The organism is Sphingomonas echinoides ATCC 14820 (genome assembly GCF_000241465.1).
Taxonomy (GTDB): Bacteria; Pseudomonadota; Alphaproteobacteria; order Sphingomonadales; family Sphingomonadaceae; genus Sphingomonas; species Sphingomonas echinoides.
Map to the genome: position 1 here is coordinate 2,232,746 of NZ_JH584235.1, position 26,005 is coordinate 2,258,750.

Below are 26,005 nucleotides of genomic sequence, written 5' to 3' on the forward strand. Positions count from 1 at the left end.
GCGTTACGTAATGTTCACAAGACTTGCTGACCGATGTCGTCCTGAGCGAGGCCGCGCGTCGTTCGGATTCGCGATGCTGCATTGGCTGAGGCGGAAAGCTTCAATCTCAAGCCGAGCTTGACCTGTCAGTGCGAAAGCTGGATCGCTAGGCGCCAATCATCATTTACCGCGCGGCCGGCGCGATCCACGAAACCGTCGTCATGATGGCGACGCCAACCATGACCAGACAGGCCGCGCCACCGAGCAGTTGCAGCCGCCGGGGAATGGGGTGACCGTTCATCGCTTCGGAATCCGAGCCGAGCCATATCACCAGGGCAATAAGTGGGGCTGCAACAAAGCCGTTGATGACAGCACTCCACAGCAGCGCCTGCATGGGACTGATCGGCGAGAAATGAACGAGAATGCCCAGAATGCCGGCCGAAGCTATCACGCTGTAAAAAGCCTTGGCATTCCGAGGTGCCAGCCCAAGGCCCGCACGCCACCCAAAGGCTTCGGAGACCGCATACGCCGCCGAGCCGGCTAGAACCGGGACGGCAAGAAGGCCGGTCCCGATGATACCGCTGGCAAAAAGTGCAAAGGCAAAGTCGCCCGCCAGCGGCCTGAGTGCTTCGGCCGCCTGCGCGGCCGTATCGATCTGCGTAATACCAGCGATATGCAAGGTCGCGGCGGTGGTTATGATGATAAAAATGGCAATGAGGTTTGAAAAAAACATACCGAACCAGCTATCGAGGCTAATCCGGCGCTCTTCGCCGGCGCTGACTTCCGATGTCGAAAGGCTTTTCGCTTTAGCTCTGGCATCTTCTGCTTCCTGGGAGGCCTGCCAGAAAAACAAATAGGGGCTGATCGTGGTGCCGAAGATCGCGGCTACCAGCATCCAGGCGCTTGAGTCCGGCATGCTCGGTAGCAGGACTCCACGCAGCACATCGCTCCATGACAGGTGCACGGCAAATGCCGTAGCCGCATAGGCCAGCAATGCCAGCGTCATCCATCTCAGGAAACGCGCGTAGCGCTTGTAGTCGAGGAAGGTCTCTAACAGCGTTGAGAGCAAGGCGAATATGATGACCCAGAGGTGCGGCGCGCCGCCGCCGATGAGCGACATTGCCGAACCCATCGCTCCCAGATCAGCACCAAGGTTGATGACATTGGCGACCACGAGGAGCAGAACGACCGTTCGGAGCAGCGCGAGCGGGCAGCGCTTGCTGATCGCCGCCGTCAAACCTTCGCCCGTCGTTCTGCCGATCCGCCCGCACGTCTCCTGCACAGCTGCGGCGAGCGGCCAGGTAAGCAACATCGTCCAACCGAGCGTGTAACCGTAAGCCGCTCCCGCTTGCGCATAGGTTGCAATCCCGCTTGGATCGTCGTCGGCCGCCCCGGCAATGAATCCCGGGCCAAAAATCCGCCCGATACTCTGAAGCCGGTGAGCGTGCGGGATCGCCACTTGCCCCTCGCCCGCGGCCTGGCCAGGGGTCGGCGGCAAGTGCAGATCGGCTTCAAGAAGCGTGGTCCCTTGCCCGGCCTGCCCGGGCAAGGGGACACAGCGTTCCGCAGGATCATTGGGCGCGTTCACGGTGACACTCCTCGCCTGGGCGAAGATGTCGCCGGGTTTGATAATTGGAGGGCTCTTCGATGGCAGGTCGGGTTTGGCGAGGATTTTCAGTGCACTTTGACCATGCCGACACCCTTGATATTGTTGAACGAGTCGGTCTGGTGGCAACTGAAGCATTGATCAACCCGCGCCCGTTTTTCACCGCTGATCATCTTGTCCATCATTTCGAAGTGCATCATGTTGTGGCTCGGCGGCGGCTTGTGGCACTGCGAGCATTCGGTGGATTTGGGGCTGGGGTGCAGATACCCGCTGATTTTCCAGCTCGTTGTGGTGTGGCAGCTTGCACAATCACTGCCGAAGAACCCCAGGTGCTTGTCGCGGGGGGCGTGACAGGACTGGCAATCGAGAGGAGTGTCACGCCCTGTCGCCCGTTCGGCGATGCGCTCGAGAACCTGGTGATCCATCCGGACCGGACGGAGCGTGTTTCCCTGATGCTCGATATGGCAGCCACTGCATTCCTTGATGTTGACATGGAAAGCGGTCGAAGGCTTCTTCAGGATTTCCGGCGAAGCTGCGTGGCAGGCTATGCAGGTCTCGGCCTTGATGCCCCGATTGGGTGTATGGCAACTCTCGCATTTGCCCTCGAGAAAAGCATGGGCGTTCGACAGCGAACCGGGTCGAACCGACGCCGCCCATTGCGGCAGCGCGGCGCTGCCCGAGCGGTAAATGGTAAGGGGGATGATGATCGCGGTGGCCAGGACCAGTGTCGCGAGGATCAGGCAGACGATACCAGTCCGCTTCATGGCCACCACCGCAAGCCGAAGTAGACGCTGCTCCAGATGTGGATCGTCAGCAATCCGTACATGATGATCGCAGCGACAATATGCACGACGACCCACTTGTCGAGCGTGGCCTTGATGACGTCGCGTGCAGTAATCGTGAATTCGAGGTCGGATATTGCGCCAAGGAGCGAGTCCAGCGGCAACCCTGACGGATCAACGACGCTTTGATGGCGCAGATCGGCCGATACGGCGGCAAGCACATCATAGCGGTCGCGCAGAACCTTGAGTTCCTTTTGCTGAAACCGCAATTCCTGCCCGACCTGCGCCAGATAATATCGGCCAATGAAGCCCGTGACGACGACAGTCAGCATCGCGATCACGAGGGCGATGCCGATCGGGCTTTGAAACTTGTGCCCCGAATGGATGATTCCGAGCAGAGCGCCGATCGCGCCGGCATACACATGGAAGCTGAGCAGTCCTCCGAGGGAGACGAGGCGCTGCGTGCGCTCCTTGACCCACGCCTGCCGCTTTACGATGCTGTAGACGAGCAGAAGCACGAAAAGCAGGGCGGCGGCGATGCCGAACAGTCCGCCTGCCAGGCTCCCGGGGAAACGCGGTGCGGAATGCAGCAGGAAGGCCGGGACCAGCAGCGCAAGAGCGCTCAGCAGAGCGCCGACCGTTACTTTCTCGGTTTCGGTCATTTCATGCGTCCACCACGAGATCACCCACCGATTTTGCCTGGCAGGCGAGGATGATGCCGTCAGCCTTCTCGTCGGCGGCAAGCGCGTCTTCCACTTCCATCGTCACTTGGCCTTGCCGCAAGGGGACCTTGCACCTTCCGCAGATGCCGACCCGGCATTCATAGTCGATGGCCACGCCAATCGCCTCGGCCGCCTCGAGGACGGATTGGTCGGGCGCGAGCGCGCCGTTCTTGCCGGACTTCGAAAATGAGATCGTCGCCTGCGCAGAAGGAATGGCGGGCGGCGTCTGCGGGGTGGCCGATGCCTGGCTGTCGGTCGCGGTCGCTGCCGGTTCATCTTCAAGGACGGGGCCGCCCTTGGGGGGGGCAAATTCCTCGGTCTTGACCTGCTCCGCCGGCACCTTGAGCTGCGCAAGCGCCGCCTTCACCGCGTCCATCATCGGCGGCGGGCCGCACAGGTGAACGCGCCTGCTGGCGATTTCGGGAACGGAAGCGGCGATGAAATCGGCCGTCAAATAACCGGAAGGCCCGGCCCAGTCGGTCCCTTCGGGCTTTGCGACGATGGAGACGATGTGAAGCTTGTGGTGGCGCCGCGCCAGATAGTCGCATTCCTCGCGAAAGATCAGATCCGTCGGCGTGTTGACACCGTAGAGGAGGTAGATGTCGTGTTCATAGGAGCGGTCCGTCAGGCTGCGCAGCACACTCATCATCGGTGTGATGCCGACTCCGCCGGCGATCAGGACGATCCCCTCGGCTTCCTTGCCGGTGAAGAAGAACCGGCCCGCGGGCGCCGCAATCTCGAGAAGGTCGCCCGTGGCGGCATGATCATGGAGATGGCGCGATTCCAGCCCATATTGTTCGCGCTTGATCGTGAGCTCGATATAGTCGCGCTGTGTGGGCGATGACGAGATCGTGTAGGATCGGCGGACCTTCTGGCCTTCGATCTCCGAGGTGATCGAGGCATATTGGCCGGGCAGGAACGTGAACGGCATCGGCCCGCGGTTCGGTTCCATGAGCCGGAACGTCTTGACGCTCGGGGTCTCGTCGAAGATCGCGGTGATCCGCAGGACGCCTTTCCACAGTCGCGGCGCTGCCGGCGTGGCGCTTCCGGGCGTAGCTGCGCCTGCAGGAGCAGCGGGCGCCGGCACGATAGCGGCCGGGGCCGGAGAGGTGGCCGGCCTGGCCGGTGGTGTAGCCCCGCCTGGTGCGAGCCGCTCCATCAAGCTTGCGATGCGGCGCAGCCGCGCCCATCGGAGTAGCAGCGCCGCAACCAGAGCCGCCGCCAGCAGCGCCATCGCGATCAGGTGCCACCAGGAAAGGCCCGCCAGCTCGTTTCCGTATGCCATCTGGTCGCTTTCGGCAAAACCCGACTGGGTCTTGAACCAGCTCAGGGCAATCTGCCGGGGAGGGCGGCCCTCTTCGAGGCCCCTGAGCGCGCCTGCTCCGCTGTCCGCGAGTGCGAGGCCTTCGCGAGCGCCCCTGATCGCATCCTGGGCTCCTTTCGTGTCGTTCGACATGAGAGCGTGGTGAAGCCGGGCTTGCTCCGCGGTCAGGACCTCGGCGCCCGACCCCAGGCGGGCGAGAGCCGCGGCGCGTACCGTCCGTCGTGCCTCATCGGTCAGGACGGGCCAGTCCATCAGCGAGGGGTAGAAGGGTTTGGCGCCGCCGTTCCCACAGCATCCCGCCGGTCCCGCGCCCATTTTGGCACCCGGCGACGGCGCCATCATCCCTTTCATCATCGCCGCCATGGGATCGGCAGCTTTCGCCGCGGCCGGAGCTGCTGCCCCCATCACGTTGCCCGCTGGCATCGCCGCTGGCGCGGCGGCTCCGCCCGCTGGATGATGCGACGCGTGCTCGGACTCGGCCATCTGCGCCGACGCTGGCGGTGATCCGGAGATCATCGCCAGCGCGAGTGCGATACCGCTCGTCCTCAAAGCCCGCGATAGCTTGAGGCCGGTGATGTTGTTGTGAGGGCGCGTCACCTGAGGACTTCCTTACATGTCATCCTTCATGGGCATCGGCTTGTCCGCGGGCATCGGCGCCGGCTTCGCGGCGGCGGGTTTCGGATGGCGGTGCGGGGCGGCCTTGTGCTTGGCCATCGGCTTCTTCTTCATGCCGCAGCATCCGGCCTTCTTCGCCATCGGAGGCATGGCCGCGGGCATCTTGTCGTGCTGCATCGGCATGCCGGCCATGCCCGGCATCGTGTCGTGCTTCTCCATCATGCCGCCTGCCGGCATCGACCTGTCGGCGGGAGGCGCGGGCTGGGCCGAAGTCTGGCCGGCGGCTTGCCCTTGGGCGGAAGCGATGGCGGGCGACAGCAAGATGGAACCTGCCAGCGCAAGCGCGCGCAAGCGGAAAGAACCTGTCATGATCATAATCAATACTCCATTGCAATGACCTGGCCGATCATCCGGCTGGCCACGGTTCTGAGGGACCACAGATGGATTTTGGCCAATATACGTAATTTCCTATTCGCCCGGCGTCGTCGCCTGGCCGCCAGGAGCCGGCGACGACACTCAATCATCGCGTGGGGTTCCTGTCGCTCTCTGCCACGGCCAACGGCCCTTGATCTCGACCTCGAGCGAGAAACTCAGGAAGGTTCGTATCAGTACGATGCCGGCAAGGACCGCGAGGCTGCTGAGCGTGGGCTGGATCGCGATGGTGTTGATGATGTCGGCCGCGACCAGGAATTCGAGTCCGAGAAGAATGGCTTCGCCAAGGCTCGACCTGAAGCTGCCCACCACATGCTGGTCGATCGGACCTTTCACGGATTGCTGCAGGAATCTGATCAGCGAAGAACCCGCGCCCACGACGATGATCGCCGTCCCCGTGACTTCAATTGCCCGCGTGATCCAGTGGATGCCCTCCACGATGAGGCTCTCGGTCATCGCGGGCACCGGTGCATCACGTGGCGAACCCTGCGACCGCCCAATGCGACGAGGCGATCGGGTTCGCGTTCGATGATCACCATGCGTTTTTCGGGCGGCCCCGGGGCGGCGGTCTCCGGCCGCGCCAGGGAATAGAAGATGGTGTCACCGAGTTCGTACCACTTCCCGGTGGCGCGCGGTGTCCGGTCGGGCAAACGGAGTTCGTTGTAAGAGCCGTCTGCCCTGAACTCCCAGGCTGTGCCGGTCTCGCATCCGGACCGGGCATCGAACGACCAGATACCGACAAGATCCGTTTTCGTGCCACGACCCTGGGCGGGCTGGCTCTCCGCAACAGAAGGCTGGGCCAGGCCGCCAGCTGCAGCGACGATAGCCAAGGCCAAACCTGCTCGGCGGCGGAGCGACGGGGACCGGCCGGGCCAAAGCAACGGCGGACCCAAGCGCTGCAAAACGGGTCTCATGAGGGCGCCTTCACCGCGCCGGCTGCAGGAGGGTTTCCGTGCCCTGGTGCGTCTTCCCTGGGAATGCTCGCGAGATGCGCGAGGATCGGGCAATCCGCGATGGGAATGTCGATCGAGCATTGGGCGGACAGGGCGGACAGGGCGGTCTTGATGCGGGTCAGATCATCGATACGGGTGGTCGCTTCATTGATCTTGCTCTCGGTGATGGCCAGGACATCGGCAGTTGTCGCGGTGTCGGACGCGCGCAAATCGAGCAGGCTTCCGATTTCGCGAAGCGTGAAACCCAGCAGCTGCCCCTTGCGGATGAACCGCACGCGCTCGAGATCGGCGTCGCCATAGGTGCGGTAACCGGCAGAAGACCGGGCGGGCGGAGGAAGCAGACCGTTGCGCTCGTAATAGCGGATGGTATCGGGACGGATGCCGAGCGCACGCGACAGCTTTCCGATCGTGAAATATGTCATGGCGCGTCTCCGTTGCCGCGACCATTCGAAAGGTCGCGGCATTATTCCTTCGATTTGATCTTGCTCGGCCCAGGCAGCGCCGGGCGTTCCCGCCCGCTTTGCTTACATGTCCTTCATCGGGGCGGACTGACTGTTGTCGGGCGTGCTCGTAGGCGGGGCGCCATTGGGCATCATCGGCCCACCCCGGCGCATGTCGCTGTGGTCCATATCCTGACGGTGGCGCTCATCCATATCGGCCGCCGCGTTGTCGGTCCCGACAGAGTCCGTGGCGGCGGCGGTGTCGTTTTCAAGCGCGCCGGGCGCGCTTGCAGAGGCATTGGAGGCAGCCTGGTTTTGCGTGCCGTCCGTCTTCTTGCCGCACGCAGCAAGCGTTCCGAGAAGCGCAAGGGCTGTGAGCCCCGAGACGATCTTCCCGGACGTATTCGTGAGGTGAGTCTTCATGATGTGTCTCCGAATGAGAGTGAGCGGTCGAACGCAAATCCCGTCGGACGAGCTTGATAAGCGTGCTCGACCGACGGATCAGGGTGTCATTGCTGCTTGAGAATCTGCAGGCAGCGATCGTGCGAGAGATTCATCGGGTTGCGCCCCTGTCCCTTCATCTCGTTGTGATCATGGGGCGTCGCGAGACCCATATTGTCTTCCATGGCCTTGCAGCTCGCGATCTGCGCGCTAGTCGGCGGAATGGTCGCGCAAGCGCCGAGCAGCGCCAGTGGTAGCAATCCCAGCGAGATAGAGTATTTCATGTTCAGTCCTTCCCGGTGCAGGTGGTGTGGTCCTCTCCCACGGAAATTTGTTCTGGTTGATCTGCGGCCAATTGAGACAGCCGCCCGTCCCGAACCAGAAAGAGGATCGGGCAAGGGTCGCTTTCGGCTTCGTGCGAGGGCGCTTCACCCAGCTGCTCAAGGCCTGTTTCGATAAGCTTGAGCTGTTCCACCCTGGCCAGTGCTTCGCGCAGTTTGACCCGCGTGACGGCGAGGATCTCCGACCCGGCGAGGGCGTCTCCGGCCCGCACCAGCAGGAGCGCCTGCGTTTCGGTGAGGGTGTAACCGAGCCCCTGTGCAGCGCGAACGAACTTGATGCGTTCGACGTCTGCAGGATGATAGACGCGGTATCCTGCACTGGTCCGTTGCGGAGCGGGGAGCAGGCCGGTGCGCTCATAATAGCGTATGGTATCCTTTCGAACGCCGGCAGCCTCGGCCAGCTCACCGATTCTAAGCCGTGACATGGCAAGTCTCGGAGGCACCGTGCCGCTTGGACCTAGGTCCAGGGTCAAGAGAAATATTTGGACGTCGGTCGATCATCGCCGCTCTCCTGTCCGCTCAAACGCCGCGCGATTTTTCGTTGCTTGCGGTCGCCATCAGGCATCATGGGGAGCGGCAAGCCCCTCCCCGGCACTCCCTTATTTCTTGCGGAGCTCGACGATGTCGTGAACTGCGGGCGTGCCGTCGGCGACGCTCACATGCGCGAAATGGTCATCGAAAATATGGTCGACCCTGACGTGGCCGATGAGGTCTCGACGATAAGCGGGGCCAGTTCCTTTGAAGCCGGAGCCGGGCAGCGTCTTCATGCGATAGACGTCGAGCACCTGTCCGACTGTCGCGCCATCGGCTTTGCCGACACACACGATCGTTCCGGTCGTGTCTTTGCCGACAATGGATCCGCGCATGAAGAATGTGTGGCCGATGCCGGTCGCCAGAGCGGGAACCGCGCCGGCGAGGGCGATACCAGCGAGGGCCAGCGATATTGATTTCCTGAAACGCATCTCGATTCCTTTCAATTCATGTCCCCGAGCGCCAAGTCCGGTGTTCGTCGTTTGATTGCGAGCGCTGGTGCCGGTCTGGTTTCGCAGCGAGGTGTCGCGTTGATGGTAGGGGACGGCGATCGCCGTCCCCGCTGCCAGCTTATTTCTTGCGGAGTTCGACGATGTCGTGGACCGCGGGAGTGCCATCGGCGACGCTCACATGCGCGAAATGGTCATCGAAGATATGATCGATCTTGACGTGCCCGACGGCCACGCGACGGAAGCCCGCGCCGGGGGTCTTCGAAGGACCAGGCGTGCTTTGCACACGGTAGACCTCGAGGACCTGTCCGACAGTCGCGCCATCGGCCTTGCCGACGCAGACGACCGTTCCGGTCGAGTCTTTGCCGACGATCGATCCGCGCATGAAAAAGCTGTGGCCGATGCCCTGGGCGAAGGTGGGCGCGGCGCCGAGCATGGCGAGGCCAGCAAGCGCGATGGTGATCTTCTTCTTGAGCAACATGGTGGAAGCCTCCTTGGCTGAGTTTACAAGACCCGCCGAGGAAACCTGGCGGTGAAGAACCTTTCTTCGCCACCAGAACTATGGACCCAGCTCCCGACTCAATATGCGTAATGTTACGAGGACGGATCAAAGGCTCCGGGGAGACATCTTTGCGTCTTACGCTTCTCTATTCGCTACTCATTTGCTTGGAACATCGCACAAAAAGGGGAGGACCCAGCCGGATTCCCGCTCGGCCCTGCACCATAGATAGAGACCGAACATCGCCAGCCCGAAAAGAAGAATCAGGTCAAGAGACAATCCCAGACCGACCGGAATGGCCACGATGTCCGGCAAGGCTCATTGGCCTTGCAGGGCTATGCGCGGCCTCCGAGCGCTTGGCGGCCCCTTATGGCAGCCGCAGCGGATGCGAGGTTCAATGACCACGCGCATCTCTCCCGTACGATGCGGCGGTTTATGGTTGTCACGCCAAGGACTGCGGCATGGGCGATGCCCTCCCGCTGACGGCAGCATCGACCAGCGTCGAGTGACCAAGCCTTGGGTGGAATACGTATAGTGGCTGTCTTCGATCCGGCCCAAATTTGGGGGGAAAGGAAGCCGTCATGACCGATGCAAGCAAGCTCAGTGTGATACGATGTGCCGCGAGCAGCGCTGCCGCTCTTTCCACTGTCTTCGTGCTTTGCTGGCTCGCGGCGACTTTGTTCGGTCCGATCGGGTCACACATGTTTGTGACGATGTTCACGCCAGCTCCGCCGGGATCGTTCGTCGCGCTGGGGGCGGGGTTGTGCTGGTCGATCGTCTTCGGAGCAGCCGTGGGAGGTCTCTTCGCCGCATTCCACAATTGGATCGGTCATTGGCAGCGTCCCTAGGACGGCGCAGCGCAAGTGAGCAATCAGCAATTTTTAACGAGTTCTATATTCAAGGAAACGTGATCATGGAACGGCAACGACCGGCACATACTGGGAAAGAGAATTTCCTGACGTCGCGCGCGGGCATCGTGATGATGGGCTTTCTTGCGCTCGGTTTCGTGCTGCTGTTCACGGAGCATCGCGCGCATGTACTTGGCGCGCTGCCCTTTCTGCTGCTGCTGTCGTGTCCCCTGATGCACCTCTTCATGCATCACGGACATGGGCATAGTCACGATGGAACACCGCAGCCGGGGGCCGATCGTTCGCCCCATGAGGTTCAGGGCCAGTGACGGGCCATGCGCAAGCCTATGGCCTTTGGGATCTCGTCGTCGTCAATGCGGCGGTGTTCATCCTGTTCGCCTACAGTTTCTTCAAGCCGCGAACCACTCGGGACTGGCGATCGTTCAGCGCATTCAGCGCGTTCCTTGTGGCGCTGTTCGTCGAAATGTACGGCTTCCCACTGACCCTCTATGTCCTGTCCGGGTGGCTGCAGAGCCATTATCCCAATATCGACTGGTTCTCACATGATGCCGGGCATCTGCTTGAGATGCTTTTCGGCTGGCGGGCTAATCCGCATGCCGGGCCATTCCATATCATGAGCTTTTTCCTGATCGGCGGCGGGTTCATTCTGATCTCGACAGGTTGGAAGGCGCTGTACGACGCGCAAAAGGTCCACGAGCTCGCGACCCAGGGCATCTATTCCTATGTGCGGCACCCGCAATATGTCGGGTTCGTGCTGGTGATATTCGGGTTCCTGCTGCAATGGCCGACGATCCTGACGCTCGCGATGTTCCCGGTGCTCGTCGTCATGTATTTGCGGTTGGCGCGGACCGAGGAGCGTGAGGCGCTGGCCGAATTTGGCGATGCCTATCGTCGCTACACAAAGACCGTTCCACCGTTCGTGCCCCACCTCGCGCGCCTGTTCGGGGCAAAGCGTGACGCAGGAGCGGGTCAGCGATGAATTCCCTGCCAGCCGACCGGCGCAAATCCCGAGGGAACCGCTCAGCCGTCCGCCCGGCATCGGGACGCGGCGCACAGACTGGCGCGGCTGCATGTACGGTGCCGGTCGCCTCGCCGAAGTGACTGAACCTTGAAACCGCCACACCGAGAAGGAGCACTGGCTATGGCAGATCCGCTGAAACCGACCACATCGCCGCTTACTGCTGGCAGGAATCCGGTAATCCCCGCGGTCGCCTTCGATGCGGGACTGCGAACATATATGCTCGCAGTCTACAACTACATGGCCAGCGGTCTGTTGTTGACCGGGATCGTCGCGATGTTGGTTGCGAACAGCGCCGGGGTACGCGCCGTGTTTTTCGCCGCGAGCGGCACTCCGACACTGCTCGGATGGATAGCGGTCTTCGCACCGCTCGCCCTCGTCTTCACGCTAAGCGTCGGTATCAACCGGCTGTCCGAACCCACCGTCAAGGCATTGTTCTGGACGTATGCGATCCTGATGGGCGTGTCGCTGTCGACCATCCTTCTCGCCTATACCGGCGTGAGTGTCGCACGCACATTCTTCGTTACGGCCGCAGCCTTCGGAGGCCTGAGCCTGTGGGGGTACACTACCAAGAGGAACCTGTCGGCGTTCGGGACCTTCCTGATCATGGGCGTCGTCGGCCTGCTCATCGCCATGATTGTCAACATGTTCCTGCGGTCGTCCACTTTGGATCTCATCGTCAGCGCGATCGGCGTGCTTCTGTTTGCGGGCCTGACTGCGTTTGACACGCAAAAGATCAAGAGCGTCTACTTCGATGTGGCCGGTACCGAGTTTCGCGGCAAGGCGGTCGTGATGGGAGCGCTGACGCTCTATCTCGACTTCCTCAACCTGTTCCTGTTCCTGCTGCGCTTCATGGGTGATCGGCGGCAATAGGTCAGCCGTGATGACTGGCCCACACGCGCAGGCCTTCGCGGCGGGCGCATCTATGGCTGCCGACCCGTCGGCAGCGCCTTGCCTCGATTTCGGAGACCTGCCTTGAAGACGTCGACCTTCGATCTGCGTGGATCATTCGGAACACTCGACCATCTCGGGGTCGAAAAGCAGTTGCTGCGGGTTCCCGGCGTGACGCGGGTCTCCGCGAACGCCGCCTCCGACAGCGTCACCGTCAGCTTTGATGAAGCGCGCACCAGCGAAGCCGCGATAGAGGAGAAGATCGCGGATTGCGGCTTCCATTGCGGCGGCCGGCTCGTCCCGCGGCATGTGTGCGTGATCGGAAGCACAACCCTGTCCTCTGTCTTGCCCGCCGCGACGCACCCTGCCGATCATCGTTCCGATGGAGTCGCCGCCAAATCGGTTGCTCCCGATCGCAAGCCCGTGACGGCCGAACACGACGCCATGGCGCACGAGATGGGCCATGGCGACGGCAAGGACATGGCGACGATGGCGCGCGACATGCGCAACAGGTTTATCGTCAGCCTCGTTTTTGGCCTGCCGATCTTCGCGCTGTCGCCAATGGGCCTGGACCATCCCCTGCTGAAACCGATGTTCGGACTCAGTCTCGACCTGACCCTGTTCCTGCTTGCCAGCGCCGCGATCCTCTATCCGGTCTGGCCCTTCGTGGTCGCCGCGATCCGCGCGCTTCGAAACGGTGTGCTCAACATGGCGGTGCTCGTCCTGTTGAGCGTCGGTACCGGTTATCTGTTCAGCGTGGCGTCGACATTCCTGTTCAAGGGCCAGCAATTTTACGAGGCTTCCGCGGTCCTGCTCATCTTCATCCTGCTCGGCCATTGGCTGGAGATGCGCGCCCGCGCCGGCGCGTCCCAGGCAATCCGCGCGCTCATGGATCTGGCGCCGCCTATGGCGACCGTGGAGCGGGACGGAAAGGACGTCGAAGTGCCGACCGCGGAGGTACTGGCCGGCGATGTCGTGCTGATCCGGCCGGGCAACAAGATTCCTGTCGACGGCGAAATCCTCGAAGGCAAATCCGAGGTCGACGAGTCGATGCTCACGGGCGAATCGATGCCGGTGTCGAAGGCGCCCGGCGACACAGTGATCGGCGCGACGATCAACCGCAGCGGCAGCTTCCGCTACCGTGCGACCAAGGTGGGCGCCGACACCGCGCTCGCCCAGATCGTCAAGCTCGTCCAGGAAGCGCAGAACTCGAAGGCGCCGGCACAACTGCTCGCCGACCGGGCATCGCAGTGGCTGGTGCTCGCGGCAATTCTGATCGGTCTCGCGACGTTCGCCATCTGGTACTGGATGCTGGGTGGGACACTGCTGTTTGCGCTGACCATGACGATCACGGTCTTCGTGATCGCCTGCCCGGACGCCCTTGGCCTTGCCACGCCGATGGCGATAATGGTCGGCACCGGCCTTGGCGCGATGAACGGCATCCTGTTCAAGAATGCCAGCGCGCTCGAGGATGCGACCAAGCTTGACGTCATCGTGTTCGACAAAACGGGCACGCTCACCATGGGCCGGCCCAACGTTGTCGAGGTTGTCACAGCGGAAGGCATAACCCGGGACGAGGTGCTTCGCATCGCCGGCGCGATCGAGCGCAACTCCGACCACCCGCTTGCGATCGCGGTCCTCGAAGGTGCATCCGGTATCACCCTTCCTGAGACGCGCGACTTTGCCAATATCGAGGGGAAGGGCGCCAGCGCCCAAGTCGAGGGCGCAACCGTGCTGCTTGGCAACCGGCGCCTCATGGATGAAGGAAAAGTCGCGCTGGGTGCCCTCGAGGAACCTGGCGAACGCCTGAAAGGGGCTGGGCGCACCGTCGTCCATGTTGCGCGCGGCGGCGAGATTCTCGGGTTGATCGCCATAGCGGATGCGGCGCGGCCAACCGCGAAGGCGACCGTCGCGGCGCTTCGGGAGCGCGGCGTCAAGGTCGCGATGATTACCGGCGACAACGCCGGCACGGCCAAGCGAATCGCCGATGAGCTTGGCATCGACATCGTCCTTGCCGACGTGCTTCCCGGTCAAAAGGCGGAGAAGGTCAAGGAGCTGCAGGCCCAGGGCCAGCGTGTCGGCATGGTCGGTGACGGAGTCAACGATGCCCCCGCGCTTACCCAGGCCGACGTAGGGTTTGCGATCGGGGCGGGCACTGACGTCGCGATGGAAAGCGCCGATGTCGTCCTGATGAAGAGCGATCCTTATGATATTGTCGGTGCCATAGCGCTCTCACGCGCCACGCTTCGCAAGATGCACCAAAATCTGTGGTGGGCGGTCGGCTACAATGTGATCGCCTTTCCACTCGCGGCAGGTGTGCTCTATCCGGTGCTGCTGAGCCCCGAGGTCGCTGCGCTGGCTATGTCGGGCAGCTCCGCACTCGTCGCGGTCAACGCGCTGCTGCTGAAGCGCACCCGGCTGGCGGGTATCAGTCGGGGCGGCATGAGTCGGGCATCAGCGGTGGAGCACAATGCCGTTGGTGCCGCTGTTTGAGACCGGCCCACGAGTGCGGCCCCGGCCCCTCGCGGCCCGCTACCGTGGTGTGTATGATTGCCGACAGGAGAAAGAACCGGTGGTGAAGGCGAAGAACGAGCCCCGTTACGCCGAGCAGCTGCGCGCGCTCCAGATCGGGCTCACCGCCCTGCAGCGGGGAATTATCGAGGATGGCCGCAAGGTGCTGGTCATCGTTGAAGGGCGCGACGCGGCCGGCAAAGACGGCACGATAAAGCGTGTCGTCGAGCACTTGAGCCCGCGCGAAACCCGGGTGGTGGCACTCGGGCCCCCATCGGATCACGATCGCCGGTCGTGGTATTTCCAGCGCTGGGTCCCTCATCTGCCGGCTGCCGGCGAGATCGTCCTGTTCAATCGTAGCTGGTACAATCGCGCCGGGGTGGAGCGCGTGATGGGCTTTTGCACCGACAAGGAATATGAGGAGTTTCTGACGACCGTCCCGATGTTCGAGCAGTTGCTCGAACATTGCGGGGTCACGCTGGTAAAATATTATCTCGATATCTCGAGGGCGGAACAGAAGAAACGCCTGACCGCCCGACGCGAGGATCCGCTCAAACAGTGGAAGATCAGCCCGATCGATGATCAGGCGAACAAGCGCTGGAAGGCCTATAGCAAGGCGCGCGATGCAATGCTCGCCCGCACGCACAGCATCGCAGCACCCTGGACGGTGGTGCGAGGGGACGACAAGGACCAGGCCCGTCTCGCGCTGATCAGGGATATGCTGACCCGGCTGGGAGAAACGGATTCTGATCGCTATGGTCATCCTGATCCCAATACCGCCTTCCTTTATGACGATGCCGCCCGGGAACAGGGCCTGATCGCGCCGTGAGCGAGCCTCTTAGGTCATCGCGCGGAGGGCGAAGTCGTTGCCGCTCACGTGAAATGAAATTTGCATGAGCCAAAGAAGGATCAGGCTATGTTCTGGGTCCAGTTTCTATTCCAGGGAAGCTCGATAGCGTGCCGAGCCTAGAGGAAGCCCGAGTCTCAGACCTCCAGAACGGACGTCCGGAATGCGTTTGCGTCACCTTGGATCGCGCCGCCCTGAGCGACGCCCTCGTCCGGGAGACGGGCGATCTGGCAATGGGAGCGTCATATCTGGAAACGCGTCCACATCTATTCTCGGACGTCGCGGTGTTCATCAATGCGTCCCAACTCGCCGGGATGCAGCGCATCATCGCCGCGATCGAGACGGTCGCCCGCCACCCGGATTATCTAGCAGCCACCATGGCCTGGGCGCCAGTAAGTGCCCGACAGGACTTTGGTCCGCACGGCGTCTTCATGGGCTATGACTTCCATCTGAGCGAGCGCGGCCCGGCCCTGATCGAAATAAATACCAATGCAGGAGGAGCAATGTTGAATGCCGTGCTCGCGCGGGCGCAACGAGTCTGCTGTCCTTCCGAGCCGACAGATTTTCTTCGCGCAGATCCCTTCGAGACCGTGGTCGCGGGCATGTTCTCGAAGGAATGGCGCTATCAACGCGGCAGCGGCGAACCGGTCTCTATCGCCATTGTCGATGACGATCCCGTATCGCAATATCTGTTTCCCGAGTTTCTGCTGACCCGCCATTTGCTGGAGCGGGCCGGCCATAGCGTCTGCATCGCCGATCCTTCTGAATTCGCCTATGCGTCCGGCACTCTTCGCTATGGGGACCGGAATGTGGATCTCATCTACAACCGGCTCGTCGATTTCTCGCTCGATCGACCCGAGCACTCGGCATTGCGAGCGGCATATCTCGATGGCTCGGTGGTCGTAACGCCCAATCCCCATGTCCACGCGAAATTCGCCGACAAGCGCAATCTCACCCTGCTGTCCGACACCGCGCAGCTGCGGGAATGGGGTTTCGACCCGGCAATTGTCGACACGCTTGTTGCCGGGATTCCGGCAACCGAACGGGTCGACAAGGCTTCCGCCGAGCGGCTTTGGGCGGGCCGCAGGCAATTCTTCTTCAAGCCGGCCGGAGGGTATGGGAGCAAAGCGGCCTATCGTGGCGACAAGCTGACGAAATCGGTGTGGGCCGAGATCCTGGAGAGCGACTATGTCGCCCAAGCCTATGTGCGGCCAAGCGAGCGGACCATCCGGCTGGATGGAGAGATGGTCAAGCGCAAGATCGACGTCCGTCTCTACACCTATGATGGGGAGCCACTTGTTGCCGCTGCGCGACTATATCAGGGCCAAACCACCAATATGCGCACCGCCGGTGGCGGTTTCGCGCCTGTTCTGCTGATGGCCGCCGACGATGCGCCGCAGGACTGCGGCAGGTGCACCACCGGGGAAGCGTGAGCCGGACAGAACAGCGAAATTGGCGTCCTGGAATTCGGGACGCATCAGACTTCGCCAGACCGGATTGCATTAGCGATCCGGCGAAGCCGCGGCGCAGAGACGAGCATCCGTATTGTCCCGCATATCGATGGCGCCCGATCTCGCTTTAGCTCCCGTTATGAGAAACTTGAGATGAGCACCGCGGCAACCGACATCGATAAGGCGAGCGGACGCGTCTGCGCGATCCGCGGTCCCGTGCTCGACGTGGAATTTGCCGCCGGCTCGCTCCCGCCAGTCAACGATGCGCTGTGCATCGCAACCCCAACGGGAATGCACATCGCCGAGGTGCAGAGCCATGTCGATGCGCGCACCGTCCGAGCGGTCGCACTCCAGACCACCAGCGGACTCGCGCGCGGCGTCCATGTCGAGGCCACGGGTGCAGCGATCATGGTACCGGTCGGCGATGCGGTTCTGGGCCGCCTGCTCGATGCCACCGGCGTCATTGGCGACGGCGGGGCGGCACTTCCAGTGGACGTTCCGCTTCGCCCAATCCATCGCCAACCGCCGCCACTCGATGCCCAGAGCACAGCGACGACGATGTTCGAGACCGGGATCAAGGTGATCGATCTGCTTGCGCCCCTCGCGCAAGGCGGCAAGGCGGCGATGTTCGGCGGCGCCGGGGTCGGCAAAACCGTGCTGGTGATGGAACTGATCAACGCGATGGTCGCACGCTACGAGGGCGTGTCGGTGTTTGCTGGTATCGGCGAACGCTCGCGCGAAGGGCATGAACTGCTCACCGACATGCGCACTTCCGGCGTGATCGCGAAGACCGTGCTGGTCTTCGGACAGATGAACGAGCCGCCGGGCGCGCGCTGGCGGGTCGGCCTGACCGCGCTTACCATCGCCGAATATTTTCGCGACGAGCAGAAACGCAATGTGCTGCTGCTGATGGATAATGTCTTCCGCTTCGTCCAGGCGGGCAGCGAAGTTTCGGGGCTCTTGGGGCGGATGCCGTCGCGGGTCGGCTATCAGCCGACGCTCGCGAGCGAAGTCGCGGCGCTCCAGGAGCGGATCGCCTCGGTCGCGGGCGCATCGGTGACCGCGATCGAAGCGGTCTATGTGCCCGCTGATGATTTCACCGATCCTGCCGTGACGGCGATCTCGGCGCATCTCGACAGCAATGTGCTCCTGTCACGCACGATGGCCGCGGAGGGCATGTACCCGGCGATCGATCCGCTTGCCTCCACCTCGATCCTGCTCGATCCGCTGGTCGTGGGCGAGGACCATTATGCGCTGGCCCAAAAGGTCCGCGAGACGATCGCTCATTATCGCGAGCTGCAGGACATCATCGCGCTGCTCGGCATGGAGGAACTGGGACAGGAGGATCGGCTGATCGTTGGCCGTGCCCGCCGACTCCAGCGCTTCCTGACGCAGCCTTTTGTCGTAACGCAGGCTTTTACAGGCCAGCCCGGACGATCGGTGCCACTCCACGCCACACTTGATGGCGTGCGCGCCATCCTCGGCGGCGAGGCCGACGACTGGCCCGAAAGTGCCTTCTATATGGTCGGAGACCTGGAAGAGGCGCGCGGCAAGGTGGGGCCCAAGCCATGAGGCTGCGCATCACTGATCCCACCGCGATCATGGTCGACCGGGAGGTCGCCGCGATCCGCGCCGAGGATGCGACGGGCAGCTTTGGCATCCTGAACGGCCACGCCGATTTCCTGACCGCGCTCGACATCTCGGTCGTCTCCTGGCGCGACATGGACGGGCGCGCCGGCTACTGCGCGGTACGCAACGGCATTCTGACGGTGAGTGGCGGCAAGGAGGTCGCGATCGCGACGCGCGAGGCGCATGTCGGCGACGATCTCGACGAACTCGAGACGGTAGTGCTTAGCCGTTACCGCGAGCGCGGTGATGCCGAACGCAGCGGTCGCACCTCCGCGACGCGGCTGCGCATGCGCGCGATCCGGCGCATGGTCGAGGCTCTGCAAGGCGGGCCGGCGGAGATCGGTCTATGACCGAGGCTCTGCCACCCGAGCAGGAACGGCTCGTGGACGCGGTCAAACAGCGCGCCGAACGCCGACGCAGGGCGCGGGGATTGCCCTCCTTTGCGCGCAATTTCGGCCAGATCGGTGTTCTTGGCTGGCAGATCGTCGTGCCGGCGCTGATCGCGCTCGCGATCGGCCGCTGGCTCGACCATCGGCTGTCCAGCGGCATCTTCTGGACCGCGCCGCTGCTGATCCTTGGCGTGAGCCTCGGCTGCTGGTCGGCCTGGAAGTGGATCGGGCGGCAATGACGCCCTGGGCCGTCCTCCTGTTTCTGCTGCTCGGCGCCGCTGCCGGAACAGCACATTACCTCGCTATCGCGAAGGACGCTGACCTGCTCGTCCATGGCGGATCGATTATGCTGTCGCTCGGCCTGCGGCTCGGCCGGATGCTCCTGACGCTCGGCGTGCTGCTCGTTGCCGCAAGGCAGGGCTGGGGGGGCCTACTCGCGGCCGCGGCTGGGTTCATGGCGGCGCGACAGGTCGTGCTGCACCGACTGGGAGCGGTGTCGTGAAGATCGCTTCTCCGCTCGAAAGCCATATCCTCTTCACGATCGGGCCGGTTCCGATCAGCCAGCCGGTTGTCACGACCTGGGGCATCATGGCGGTGCTGACGATCGGCTGTTGGTTTCTGACCCGGCGGCTCGGCCTTCGTCCCACCAGGACCCAGGCGGCGCTGGAACTGGTGGTCGATGTGATCGCGCGCCAGATTCGCGAGACGATGGACGCGGAGCCCCGGCCCTATCTGCCTTTGATCGGGACGCTCTTCATCTTCCTGCTCGTCGCAAACTGGTCATCGCTTTTGCCGGGCGTCGAACCGCCTACGGCGGCCCTCGAAACTGACGCGGCGCTGGCCTTGATCGTGTTCGGCGCGACGCTCTGGTTCGGTGTCCGGGCGCTTGGCGCGCGCGGTTATCTGCGCAGCTTTGCACAGCCGTCGATCCTGCTCGCTCCGCTCAATCTCGTTGAATTGTTTACCCGCAGCTTCTCCCTGATGGTGCGCCTGTTCGGCAATGTCATGAGCGGCGTGTTCATGATCGGCGTCGTGCTGAGCCTTGCCGGGTTGCTCGTACCGATCCCGCTGATGGCGCTCGAGATGCTGACCGGAGCCGTCCAGGCCTACATCTTCGGCGCGCTCGCAATGGTCTTTATCGGCAGCGCCATCAGCGAAGCGAACCCATCCCCGAAAGCGCCGAACCACGAGGTCTCTTCATGAACTGGATCCACATCGTCAGCATCCTCGGCGCGGCGTTCGCCATCGCCATCGGCGCGATCGCGCCAGCACTCGCCCAAGGCAAGGCGGTCGCCGCAGCGATGGACGCGATCGCTCGCCAGCCTGAGGCGGCGAACACCGTCTCGCGCACCCTGTTCGTGGGCCTGGCCATGATCGAGACGATGGCGATCTATTGTCTCGTGATCGCGCTGCTGCTGCTCTTCGCCAATCCCTTCGCCTGACATGCGTATCGACTGGTGGACGCTGGCGCTGCAGGCGATCAACGTCGTCATCCTCGTCTGGCTGCTCGCACGCTTCCTGTTTCGTCCGGTGATGGGGGCTATCACCGCGCGCCAGACGGCTATGGACCAGCTGCTCGCCGATGCGGAGTCTGCGAAGGCAGCTGCGCTCAAGCTGGAAGCGGATCTCAAGGCGCAGACCGACGCCTTCGCCGCCGATGGAGAGGCACGCCGGTCAGCTTTGCTGGCCAGCATAGAGGCCGAACGCAGCCGCCTCCTTGATGCGGCCACGACCGAGACCGATGCAAAAGCGAAGCAGGCGCTTGCTTCTGTCGAGGATGCGCAAAAGGGCATGGCGACACAGCTAGAGGAAAAAGCGGCGGTGCTCGCGGGACAGATGGCGTCTGCGTTGCTGCACCGGCTACCGGCCGGGGCCACCACCGATATGATGTTCGCTGCCCTGCTCGAACGGATCGAACGCCTGCCGATCGAGGAACGCCGGGCCCTGGCCGGTGACGCTCCTCTCGCCATCGTGACGCCGGCCGCGCTCGATGGGGAGGCCCAGGCGCGGTGCGTGCAAAAGCTCGCAGAGGCGCTGCCGGGGCTTGCAGCACCGACTTTCACCGTCGATCCCGCGCTGATTGCCGGGTTCGAGCTCCATGGACCGCACATGCTCGTCCGCAACAGCTGGCGAGCCGATCTCGACACGCAGCTGGCGGCACTCAAGGAGGACGATCATGCCGGGCTCCGCGGATGAATGGCTTGCCCGGGCCGCGACGCGCGTGGCCGCGGCGGAAATCGGCGCACAGGTCCGCCAGATCGGCCGCGTCGAATCCATCGGCGATGGCGTAGCGCTGGTCTCGGGTTTGGCGGAGGCCCGGCTCGACGAATTGCTGCAGTTTGCCGGAGGTCAGGCGGGCTTCGTACAAACGCTCGACCGCGATCGCATCGGCTGCGTGATGCTCGAGGATGCTGACAGCATCGAGGCGGGGGACATCGTCTCGGGCACCGGCGCAGTGGTGCGCACGCAAGTGGGGCGGGGACTGCTCGGCCGTATCGTCGATCCACTCGGCCGGCCACTCGACGGCGGGCCGGCGATCGTCGCCGAGCGGTTCGAGCCGGTGGAGCGTCCCGCGCCGTCGATTATCGAGCGCGACCTCGTCGTTCAGCCGGTGCAGACCGGGATTTTGGTCATCGACGCGATGTTCGCGCTCGGCCGCGGCCAGCGCGAGCTGATCCTGGGCGACCGCGCGACCGGCAAGACCGCGCTCGCCGTCGATGCGATCATCAACCAGCGGTCGAGCGACATGATATGCATCTATGTCGCGATCGGTCAGAAATCCTCCAGTGTCGCGCGCGTGATCGATCAGGTGCGCCGCCATGGCGCGCCGGAACGCTGTATCTTCGTGGTCGCGAGCCCGGCTTCCGCACCGGGGTTGCAATGGATCGCGCCGTTTGCCGCGTTCACCATGGCGGAATATTTCCGCGATCAGGGCGGCCATGCGCTCGTCGTGCTCGACGACCTCACCAGGCATGCCGCCACGCACCGCGAGATCGCGCTGCTGACCGGCCAGCCGCCGGGACGCGAGGCCTATCCGGGCGACGTTTTCTACCTCCATTCGCGGTTGCTGGAGCGCGCCGCCCGCATGTCGCCCGAAAAGGGCGGCGGTTCGCTCACGGCGCTGCCGATCGCGGAGACCGATGCCGGCAATGTCAGCGCCTATATCCCGACCAACCTGATCTCGATCACTGACGGGCAGATCGTGCTCGACACCCGGATGTTCGCCGAAGGCCACAAACCCGCGGTCGATGTCGGCACCAGCGTCAGTCGCGTAGGCGGCAAGACGCAGGCCCGGGCGCTGCGGGACACGAGCGGCACGATGCGGCTCGACTATGCCCAGTTCCTCGAACTCGAGATGTTCACCCGCTTCGGCGAGCAGCCAGAGCCGCGCGTGAAGGCCCAGATCGAGCGTGGGAGGCGGCTGCGCGCATTGCTCTCCCAGCCGCGCTTCCAGCCTCTGCGGGTCGTGGATCAGGTGGCGCTGGCAATCGCGCTCACGGAGGGCCTCCTGGATGCCCTGGCGATCCCCGACATCGCTGCGATCCGCGCGACGCTGCCGTCATGGCTCGATGCCAATGCCGCCGAGCTCATAGGGCAGGTCGAGGAAAAGGGGACAATGGATGCGACGTTGCGGGCCGCATTGTTGGCGGCCGTAAAGCGGATGATCGCCAGTTCCAGCGCTGGCGCCGCGACATGAGCGATCGTCTGGCCACTGTCGGGCGACGGATCGCCACGGTGCGGCAACTCGGTGCGGTGGTCAATGCGATGCGCGGCATCGCCGGCGCCCGTGCCCAGCAGGGCCGCGCGTTGTTGCCCGCGATCCGCGCCTATGCCGCGACGGCGGGCCATGCGATTGGGAGGGCGCGGCAGCTACAGACAGGATCTGCGGCACCGCCGCTGAACAGCGCAAAGGGCAAGACAGGTCTTATCGTCTTCGGCGCAGAGCAGGGGTTCGCGGGCGCCTTTCCAGAGCAGGTCTTGAACGCCGCTGCGAGCGATTCCCGAGTGGCGCACATCTTCCTCGTCGGCGATCGTGCCGCCGCGCTTGCTGCCGAGCGGACACTGCCCGTTGCCTGGGCCACCAGCCTTCCTAGTCGCGCCGCTGCGCTTGCCGATATGGCAACCGAGCTGCTTGGCGCCCTCTACGACTATGTGGCCATGGCCGGCGCGGTCCCGGTCGCAATGATCTATCCGGTCTGGACGGCAGGGCATGGTGCGTCGGTCGTCCGCCGCAGTCTTTTGCCGCTCGATCCAGATATGTTTCCGCCGGAGCCAGTTGGGTCGATACCCCTGATCAATCTGACGGCAGGCGAACTCGTCGAGCGCTTGGCCCAGGAATATGTCTTCGCCCAGTTGTGCGAAGCGGCCACCGAGGCCTTCGCCGCTGAAAACGAGGCTCGCATGGCGACGATGGCGGCCGCGAAAACCAATATCGACGCCAGACTCCAGGCGCTTGAACGCGAGGAACGGCTGACGCGTCAGGAGGAAATCACCGCCGAGGTGGTTGAGCTGGCGGCCGGGGCACGCGCACGCTGCCGAACCAGGACGGTATCGGAGTAGGGGGCTGAGCTGATGCCGGAAGCGACGTGATTGCCTGGCATAAGTGTGCGGCACTGCCATCCGTATCAATACGCATGTTGCGAGCGGTCTGCGCCATTCATGGGTGCGCAAGCAGTTCGAGCGCTGCGCGGTGGCGCATCAGCGTTCCGGCATTACACCAGCTCCGGCTAGGCGGCCGGGAACCCATGCCTTTTCAGTTTCAGGAAGAATGACCATGGACCCGCAGCCCGAGGCAAATGGCCAGCCACTCTCCAGCGATGAGATCGGCCTGATCCACGCCTGGTGGCGCGCCGCCAATTACCTCTCGGTTGGGCAGATTTATCTTCTCGATAATCCGCTGCTCCGCGAACCGCTCAAGATGGATCACGTCAAGCCGCGGCTGCTTGGACACTGGGGTACGACCCCCGGGCTTAACTTCCTCTATGTGCACCTCAATCGTGTCATCAAGGCGCGCGGCCTCAATGCGCTCTTCATCGCCGGGCCTGGTCATGGCGCACCAGGTGTCGTCGCCAACACATGGCTCGAGGGCACCTATAGCGAGGTCTATCCTGCCATCGGTCCCGACGAAGATGGCCTGCGCCAGCTTTTCCGGCAATTCTCCTTCCCTGGCGGCATTCCCAGTCATGCGTCACCCGATACGCCCGGTTCAATCCATGAAGGTGGTGAACTGGGTTATTCGCTTCTGCATGCGTTTGGCGCCGCCTTCGACAATCCCGATCTGATCGTTGCTTGCGTCGTCGGCGACGGCGAAGCGGAGACCGGACCGCTGGCGACCTCGTGGCACAGCAACAAGTTCCTTAATCCCGCGACCGACGGGGCCGTTCTGCCAATCCTGCATCTCAACGGTTACAAGATCGCAAGTCCGACTGTCCTTGCGCGCATTTCGCACACCGAGCTCGACGCGCTGTTTCGCGGTTATGGCTACCTGCCGATCTTGGTCGACGGCGAGGAGCCGGACGCGATGCACCAGGCGATGGCGGCCGCGCTAGACGATGCGGTCGATCGGATACACGCGATCCAGAAGGCCACGCGCGAAGGTGGGGTCACGACGCGTCCGCTCTGGCCGATGATCGTCCTGCGCAGCATGAAGGGTTGGACCGGGCCCAAGATCGTCGACGGGCAGAAGAGTGAAGGCTTCTGGCGCGCGCACCAGGTTCCGTTCACGATGGACAAGCCCGAGCATCTTGGGCTGCTCGAGGAATGGATGCGCAGCTACCATCCGGAAGAACTGTTCGACGATGGCGGGCGGCTTCGGCCCGAAATCGCGTCTCTGGCTCCGCGCGGCGACCGGCGGATGAGTGCCAATCCGCATGCCAATGGCGGGGCTCTAATGCGCCCTCTGCGGTTACCCGACTTCGCGTCCTACGCGGTCCCGGTCGTTCATCCCGGCCAGACCGACGGCGAGGCGACCCAGGTGATGGGCACGTTCCTGCGCGACGTGATGCGGGAGAACGCCCAAGCCCGCAACTTCCGCGTTTTCGGCCCGGACGAGACAGCATCCAACCGGTTGCAGACGATCTTCGAAGCCACCGACCGGAGTTGGGATGCGGAGACGATTGCGGACGATGTCCATCTCGATCCCAGCGGACGCGTCATGGAGGTGCTGAGCGAACATTGCTGCCAGGGATGGCTGGAAGGCTATCTGCTGACGGGCCGCCACGGCCTGTTTTCCTGCTACGAGGCGTTCATCCACATCGTCGATTCGATGGTCAACCAGCACGCCAAATGGCTGAAGACGGCAAAGGAGGTGCCTTGGCGTCGCCCGATCGCTTCGCTCAATTATCTGCTGACCTCTCACGTCTGGCGCCAGGATCATAATGGCTTCAGCCATCAGGATCCCGGATTTGTCGATCATGTCGTCAACAAGAAGGCTGACATCGTGCGGGTCTATTTCCCGCCCGACGCCAATACCCTGCTTTTTGTCACCGACCATTGCCTGCGCAGCTGGGACCGAATCAATGTCATCGTCGCCGGCAAGCAACCTTCGCCCCAGTGGCTCGACATGAGTGCGGCGATCAAGCACTGCACGCGCGGCATCGGTATCTGGGATTGGGCCAGCAACGATCGCAGCGGAGAGCCGGATGTCGTCATGGCGTGTGCTGGCGACGTTCCTACGCTGGAGACACTGGCCGCGGTCGGCCTGTTGCGCATGCAACTCCCCGACCTTAAGGTCCGCGTCGTCAACGTCGTCGATCTGATGACGTTGCAGCCCAACAGCCAGCACCCTCATGGGCTCAGCGACAGCGCGTTCGACGCGCTCTTCACGACGGATAAGCCGGTAATCTTCGCCTATCATGGTTATCCGGCACTAATTCATCGGCTCACCTACAAGCGCACCAACCACCAGAATATCCACGTCCACGGGTTCGAAGAGGAGGGCTCGACGACGACGCCTTTCGACATGGTGGTCCGCAACCATCTCGACCGCTTCCATCTCATGGGGAAGGTTATCGACCATGTGGAGCTGCCCGATAGCGCGGCCGCCTACGCCAAGCAGACGATCGATGATCAGCTGGTCGAGCACAAGCGGTACATTGCGGCACACGGGATCGATATGCCTGCCGTTCGCGACTGGCGGTGGCCCTCCGGAGCCTGATGGGTCACCGAGACGGGCGGTTTGGGAGAGCCGCGCCCCGGGAGACATGGCAGGCATTCTGCGCGTGCGCTCGTTAACGGACAAGCATATGGGGACATTACGTAATGTTGTTTCGAGCCATGCCGGGCAT

Annotated in this window: 29 protein-coding genes; 16 read left to right on the top strand and 13 right to left on the bottom strand. The window is 63.2% G+C overall.

Features of this window, described 5'->3' with window-relative positions; all coding sequences use genetic code 11:
• Nucleotides 1-163: 163 nt before the first annotated feature.
• The 13 genes from ON00_RS10435 to ON00_RS10495 form a co-directional block, all read right to left on the bottom strand.
• Nucleotides 164-1,567, bottom strand: a complete 1,404-nt coding sequence (locus ON00_RS10435; RefSeq protein ID WP_010405628.1) for an NRAMP family divalent metal transporter — start codon at nt 1,565-1,567, stop codon at nt 164-166.
• Nucleotides 1,568-1,653: 86 nt separating this feature from the next.
• The gene (locus ON00_RS10440; RefSeq protein ID WP_029622670.1) at nt 1,654-2,349 is read right to left on the bottom strand and encodes a cytochrome c3 family protein; all 696 of its coding nucleotides are present in this window, start codon (nt 2,347-2,349) and stop codon (nt 1,654-1,656) included.
• Nucleotides 2,346-3,029: an iron reductase gene (locus ON00_RS10445; RefSeq protein ID WP_029622672.1), complete on the bottom strand. Its 684-nt coding sequence runs from the start codon at nt 3,027-3,029 to the stop codon at nt 2,346-2,348. The genes ON00_RS10440 and ON00_RS10445 overlap by 4 nt, the downstream gene beginning before the upstream one ends.
• A 1-nt stretch (nt 3,030) precedes the next feature.
• Complete coding sequence (locus tag ON00_RS10450; protein ID WP_010405631.1) at nt 3,031-5,010, bottom strand: FAD-binding oxidoreductase; 1,980 nt, start codon at nt 5,008-5,010, stop codon at nt 3,031-3,033.
• Between the two features lie 12 nt (nt 5,011-5,022).
• Entirely contained in the window at nt 5,023-5,403 is a 381-nt protein-coding gene (locus ON00_RS10455; RefSeq protein WP_010405632.1) for a hypothetical protein, read from the bottom strand.
• Between the two features lie 141 nt (nt 5,404-5,544).
• Entirely contained in the window at nt 5,545-5,916 is a 372-nt protein-coding gene (locus ON00_RS10460; RefSeq protein WP_033963148.1) for a DUF1622 domain-containing protein, read from the bottom strand.
• Complete coding sequence (locus ON00_RS10465) at nt 5,913-6,290, bottom strand: hypothetical protein (RefSeq protein WP_137902814.1); 378 nt, start codon at nt 6,288-6,290, stop codon at nt 5,913-5,915. Before ON00_RS10465 ends, ON00_RS10460 begins: the two co-directional genes overlap by 4 nt.
• A gap of 80 nt (nt 6,291-6,370) precedes the next feature.
• Complete coding sequence (locus ON00_RS10470) at nt 6,371-6,835, bottom strand: heavy metal-responsive transcriptional regulator (protein WP_010405637.1); 465 nt, start codon at nt 6,833-6,835, stop codon at nt 6,371-6,373.
• A 102-nt stretch (nt 6,836-6,937) separates the two neighbouring features.
• A complete protein-coding gene (locus tag ON00_RS10475) occupies nt 6,938-7,276 on the bottom strand; it encodes a hypothetical protein (RefSeq protein WP_010405638.1) in 339 nt (112 codons plus the stop codon).
• Between the two features lie 86 nt (nt 7,277-7,362).
• Complete coding sequence (locus ON00_RS10480) at nt 7,363-7,578, bottom strand: hypothetical protein (protein WP_010405639.1); 216 nt, start codon at nt 7,576-7,578, stop codon at nt 7,363-7,365.
• A gap of 2 nt (nt 7,579-7,580) precedes the next feature.
• Complete coding sequence (locus ON00_RS20200) at nt 7,581-8,060, bottom strand: MerR family transcriptional regulator (protein ID WP_010405640.1); 480 nt, start codon at nt 8,058-8,060, stop codon at nt 7,581-7,583.
• A gap of 174 nt (nt 8,061-8,234) precedes the next feature.
• On the bottom strand, nt 8,235-8,597 hold the full coding sequence (locus tag ON00_RS10490) for a hypothetical protein (protein ID WP_010405641.1): 363 nt from the start codon (nt 8,595-8,597) through the stop codon (nt 8,235-8,237).
• Nucleotides 8,598-8,736: 139 nt separating this feature from the next.
• A complete protein-coding gene (locus ON00_RS10495) occupies nt 8,737-9,096 on the bottom strand; it encodes a hypothetical protein (RefSeq protein WP_010405642.1) in 360 nt (119 codons plus the stop codon).
• An 850-nt stretch (nt 9,097-9,946) separates the two neighbouring features.
• Here ON00_RS10495 and ON00_RS21405 point away from each other — a divergent pair.
• The 16 genes from ON00_RS21405 (at nt 9,947) to ON00_RS10580 (ending at nt 25,875) form a co-directional block, all read left to right on the top strand.
• Entirely contained in the window at nt 9,947-10,291 is a 345-nt protein-coding gene (locus ON00_RS21405; RefSeq protein WP_245535562.1) for a DUF2933 domain-containing protein, read from the top strand.
• Nucleotides 10,288-10,962, top strand: coding sequence for a methyltransferase family protein (locus tag ON00_RS10510; protein ID WP_010405645.1), 675 nt, complete (start codon nt 10,288-10,290; stop codon nt 10,960-10,962). Before ON00_RS21405 ends, ON00_RS10510 begins: the two co-directional genes overlap by 4 nt.
• Before the next feature lie 162 nt (nt 10,963-11,124).
• The gene (locus ON00_RS10515) at nt 11,125-11,874 is read left to right on the top strand and encodes a Bax inhibitor-1/YccA family protein (protein ID WP_010405646.1); all 750 of its coding nucleotides are present in this window, start codon (nt 11,125-11,127) and stop codon (nt 11,872-11,874) included.
• Nucleotides 11,875-11,976: 102 nt separating this feature from the next.
• Entirely contained in the window at nt 11,977-14,385 is a 2,409-nt protein-coding gene (locus ON00_RS10520; RefSeq protein ID WP_010405647.1) for a heavy metal translocating P-type ATPase, read from the top strand.
• A gap of 79 nt (nt 14,386-14,464) precedes the next feature.
• Complete coding sequence (gene ppk2, locus ON00_RS10525) at nt 14,465-15,232, top strand: polyphosphate kinase 2 (protein WP_010405648.1); 768 nt, start codon at nt 14,465-14,467, stop codon at nt 15,230-15,232.
• Between the two features lie 197 nt (nt 15,233-15,429).
• The gene (locus ON00_RS10530; RefSeq protein WP_231564832.1) at nt 15,430-16,683 is read left to right on the top strand and encodes an ATP-grasp domain-containing protein; all 1,254 of its coding nucleotides are present in this window, start codon (nt 15,430-15,432) and stop codon (nt 16,681-16,683) included.
• Nucleotides 16,684-16,854: 171 nt separating this feature from the next.
• A complete protein-coding gene (atpD, locus tag ON00_RS10535; RefSeq protein ID WP_010405650.1) occupies nt 16,855-18,273 on the top strand; it encodes a F0F1 ATP synthase subunit beta in 1,419 nt (472 codons plus the stop codon).
• Nucleotides 18,270-18,680: a F0F1 ATP synthase subunit epsilon gene (locus ON00_RS10540; RefSeq protein ID WP_010405651.1), complete on the top strand. Its 411-nt coding sequence runs from the start codon at nt 18,270-18,272 to the stop codon at nt 18,678-18,680. The genes atpD and ON00_RS10540 overlap by 4 nt, the downstream gene beginning before the upstream one ends.
• Nucleotides 18,677-18,958 (top strand): AtpZ/AtpI family protein, encoded by a 282-nt coding sequence (locus ON00_RS10545; RefSeq protein WP_010405653.1) that lies wholly within the window; start codon nt 18,677-18,679, stop codon nt 18,956-18,958. The genes ON00_RS10540 and ON00_RS10545 overlap by 4 nt, the downstream gene beginning before the upstream one ends.
• Complete coding sequence (locus tag ON00_RS10550) at nt 18,955-19,221, top strand: N-ATPase subunit AtpR (protein ID WP_010405654.1); 267 nt, start codon at nt 18,955-18,957, stop codon at nt 19,219-19,221. The genes ON00_RS10545 and ON00_RS10550 overlap by 4 nt, the downstream gene beginning before the upstream one ends.
• Complete coding sequence (locus ON00_RS10555) at nt 19,218-19,922, top strand: F0F1 ATP synthase subunit A (RefSeq protein ID WP_010405655.1); 705 nt, start codon at nt 19,218-19,220, stop codon at nt 19,920-19,922. The genes ON00_RS10550 and ON00_RS10555 overlap by 4 nt, the downstream gene beginning before the upstream one ends.
• Nucleotides 19,919-20,161 (top strand): F0F1 ATP synthase subunit C, encoded by a 243-nt coding sequence (locus ON00_RS10560; RefSeq protein ID WP_010405656.1) that lies wholly within the window; start codon nt 19,919-19,921, stop codon nt 20,159-20,161. The genes ON00_RS10555 and ON00_RS10560 overlap by 4 nt, the downstream gene beginning before the upstream one ends.
• Nucleotide 20,162: 1 nt before the next feature.
• Nucleotides 20,163-20,915, top strand: coding sequence for a F0F1 ATP synthase subunit B family protein (locus ON00_RS10565; RefSeq protein WP_010405657.1), 753 nt, complete (start codon nt 20,163-20,165; stop codon nt 20,913-20,915).
• On the top strand, nt 20,896-22,416 hold the full coding sequence (locus ON00_RS10570) for a F0F1 ATP synthase subunit alpha (RefSeq protein ID WP_010405658.1): 1,521 nt from the start codon (nt 20,896-20,898) through the stop codon (nt 22,414-22,416). The genes ON00_RS10565 and ON00_RS10570 overlap by 20 nt, the downstream gene beginning before the upstream one ends.
• Nucleotides 22,413-23,279, top strand: a complete 867-nt coding sequence (locus tag ON00_RS10575; protein WP_010405659.1) for a F0F1 ATP synthase subunit gamma — start codon at nt 22,413-22,415, stop codon at nt 23,277-23,279. The genes ON00_RS10570 and ON00_RS10575 overlap by 4 nt, the downstream gene beginning before the upstream one ends.
• Before the next feature lie 214 nt (nt 23,280-23,493).
• A complete protein-coding gene (locus ON00_RS10580) occupies nt 23,494-25,875 on the top strand; it encodes a phosphoketolase family protein (RefSeq protein ID WP_010405660.1) in 2,382 nt (793 codons plus the stop codon).
• Nucleotides 25,876-26,005: the final 130 nt, after the last annotated feature.

Bases quoted from the DNA above. Each gene is read 5' to 3' on its own strand.
- ON00_RS10495 (WP_010405642.1), bottom strand. From the start codon at position 9,096: ATGTTGCTCAAGAAGAAGATCACCATCGCGCTTGCTGGCCTCGCCATG.
- ON00_RS10445 (WP_029622672.1), bottom strand. From the start codon at position 3,029: ATGACCGAAACCGAGAAAGTAACGGTCGGCGCTCTGCTGAGCGCTCTT.
- ON00_RS20200 (WP_010405640.1), bottom strand. From the start codon at position 8,060: ATGTCACGGCTTAGAATCGGTGAGCTGGCCGAGGCTGCCGGCGTTCGA.
- ON00_RS10570 (WP_010405658.1), top strand. From the start codon at position 20,896: ATGCCGGGCTCCGCGGATGAATGGCTTGCCCGGGCCGCGACGCGCGTG.
- ON00_RS10560 (WP_010405656.1), top strand. From the start codon at position 19,919: ATGAACTGGATCCACATCGTCAGCATCCTCGGCGCGGCGTTCGCCATC.
- ON00_RS10565 (WP_010405657.1), top strand. From the start codon at position 20,163: ATGCGTATCGACTGGTGGACGCTGGCGCTGCAGGCGATCAACGTCGTC.
- ON00_RS10470 (WP_010405637.1), bottom strand. From the start codon at position 6,835: ATGACATATTTCACGATCGGAAAGCTGTCGCGTGCGCTCGGCATCCGT.
- ON00_RS10575 (WP_010405659.1), top strand. From the start codon at position 22,413: ATGAGCGATCGTCTGGCCACTGTCGGGCGACGGATCGCCACGGTGCGG.
- ON00_RS10480 (WP_010405639.1), bottom strand. From the start codon at position 7,578: ATGAAATACTCTATCTCGCTGGGATTGCTACCACTGGCGCTGCTCGGC.
- ON00_RS10580 (WP_010405660.1), top strand. From the start codon at position 23,494: ATGGACCCGCAGCCCGAGGCAAATGGCCAGCCACTCTCCAGCGATGAG.
- ON00_RS10455 (WP_010405632.1), bottom strand. From the start codon at position 5,403: ATGATCATGACAGGTTCTTTCCGCTTGCGCGCGCTTGCGCTGGCAGGT.
- ON00_RS10440 (WP_029622670.1), bottom strand. From the start codon at position 2,349: ATGAAGCGGACTGGTATCGTCTGCCTGATCCTCGCGACACTGGTCCTG.
- ON00_RS10475 (WP_010405638.1), bottom strand. From the start codon at position 7,276: ATGAAGACTCACCTCACGAATACGTCCGGGAAGATCGTCTCGGGGCTC.
- ON00_RS10540 (WP_010405651.1), top strand. From the start codon at position 18,270: ATGAGGCTGCGCATCACTGATCCCACCGCGATCATGGTCGACCGGGAG.
- ON00_RS10460 (WP_033963148.1), bottom strand. From the start codon at position 5,916: ATGACCGAGAGCCTCATCGTGGAGGGCATCCACTGGATCACGCGGGCA.
- ON00_RS10490 (WP_010405641.1), bottom strand. From the start codon at position 8,597: ATGCGTTTCAGGAAATCAATATCGCTGGCCCTCGCTGGTATCGCCCTC.
- ON00_RS10545 (WP_010405653.1), top strand. From the start codon at position 18,677: ATGACCGAGGCTCTGCCACCCGAGCAGGAACGGCTCGTGGACGCGGTC.
- atpD (WP_010405650.1), top strand. From the start codon at position 16,855: ATGAGCACCGCGGCAACCGACATCGATAAGGCGAGCGGACGCGTCTGC.
- ON00_RS10515 (WP_010405646.1), top strand. From the start codon at position 11,125: ATGGCAGATCCGCTGAAACCGACCACATCGCCGCTTACTGCTGGCAGG.
- ON00_RS10550 (WP_010405654.1), top strand. From the start codon at position 18,955: ATGACGCCCTGGGCCGTCCTCCTGTTTCTGCTGCTCGGCGCCGCTGCC.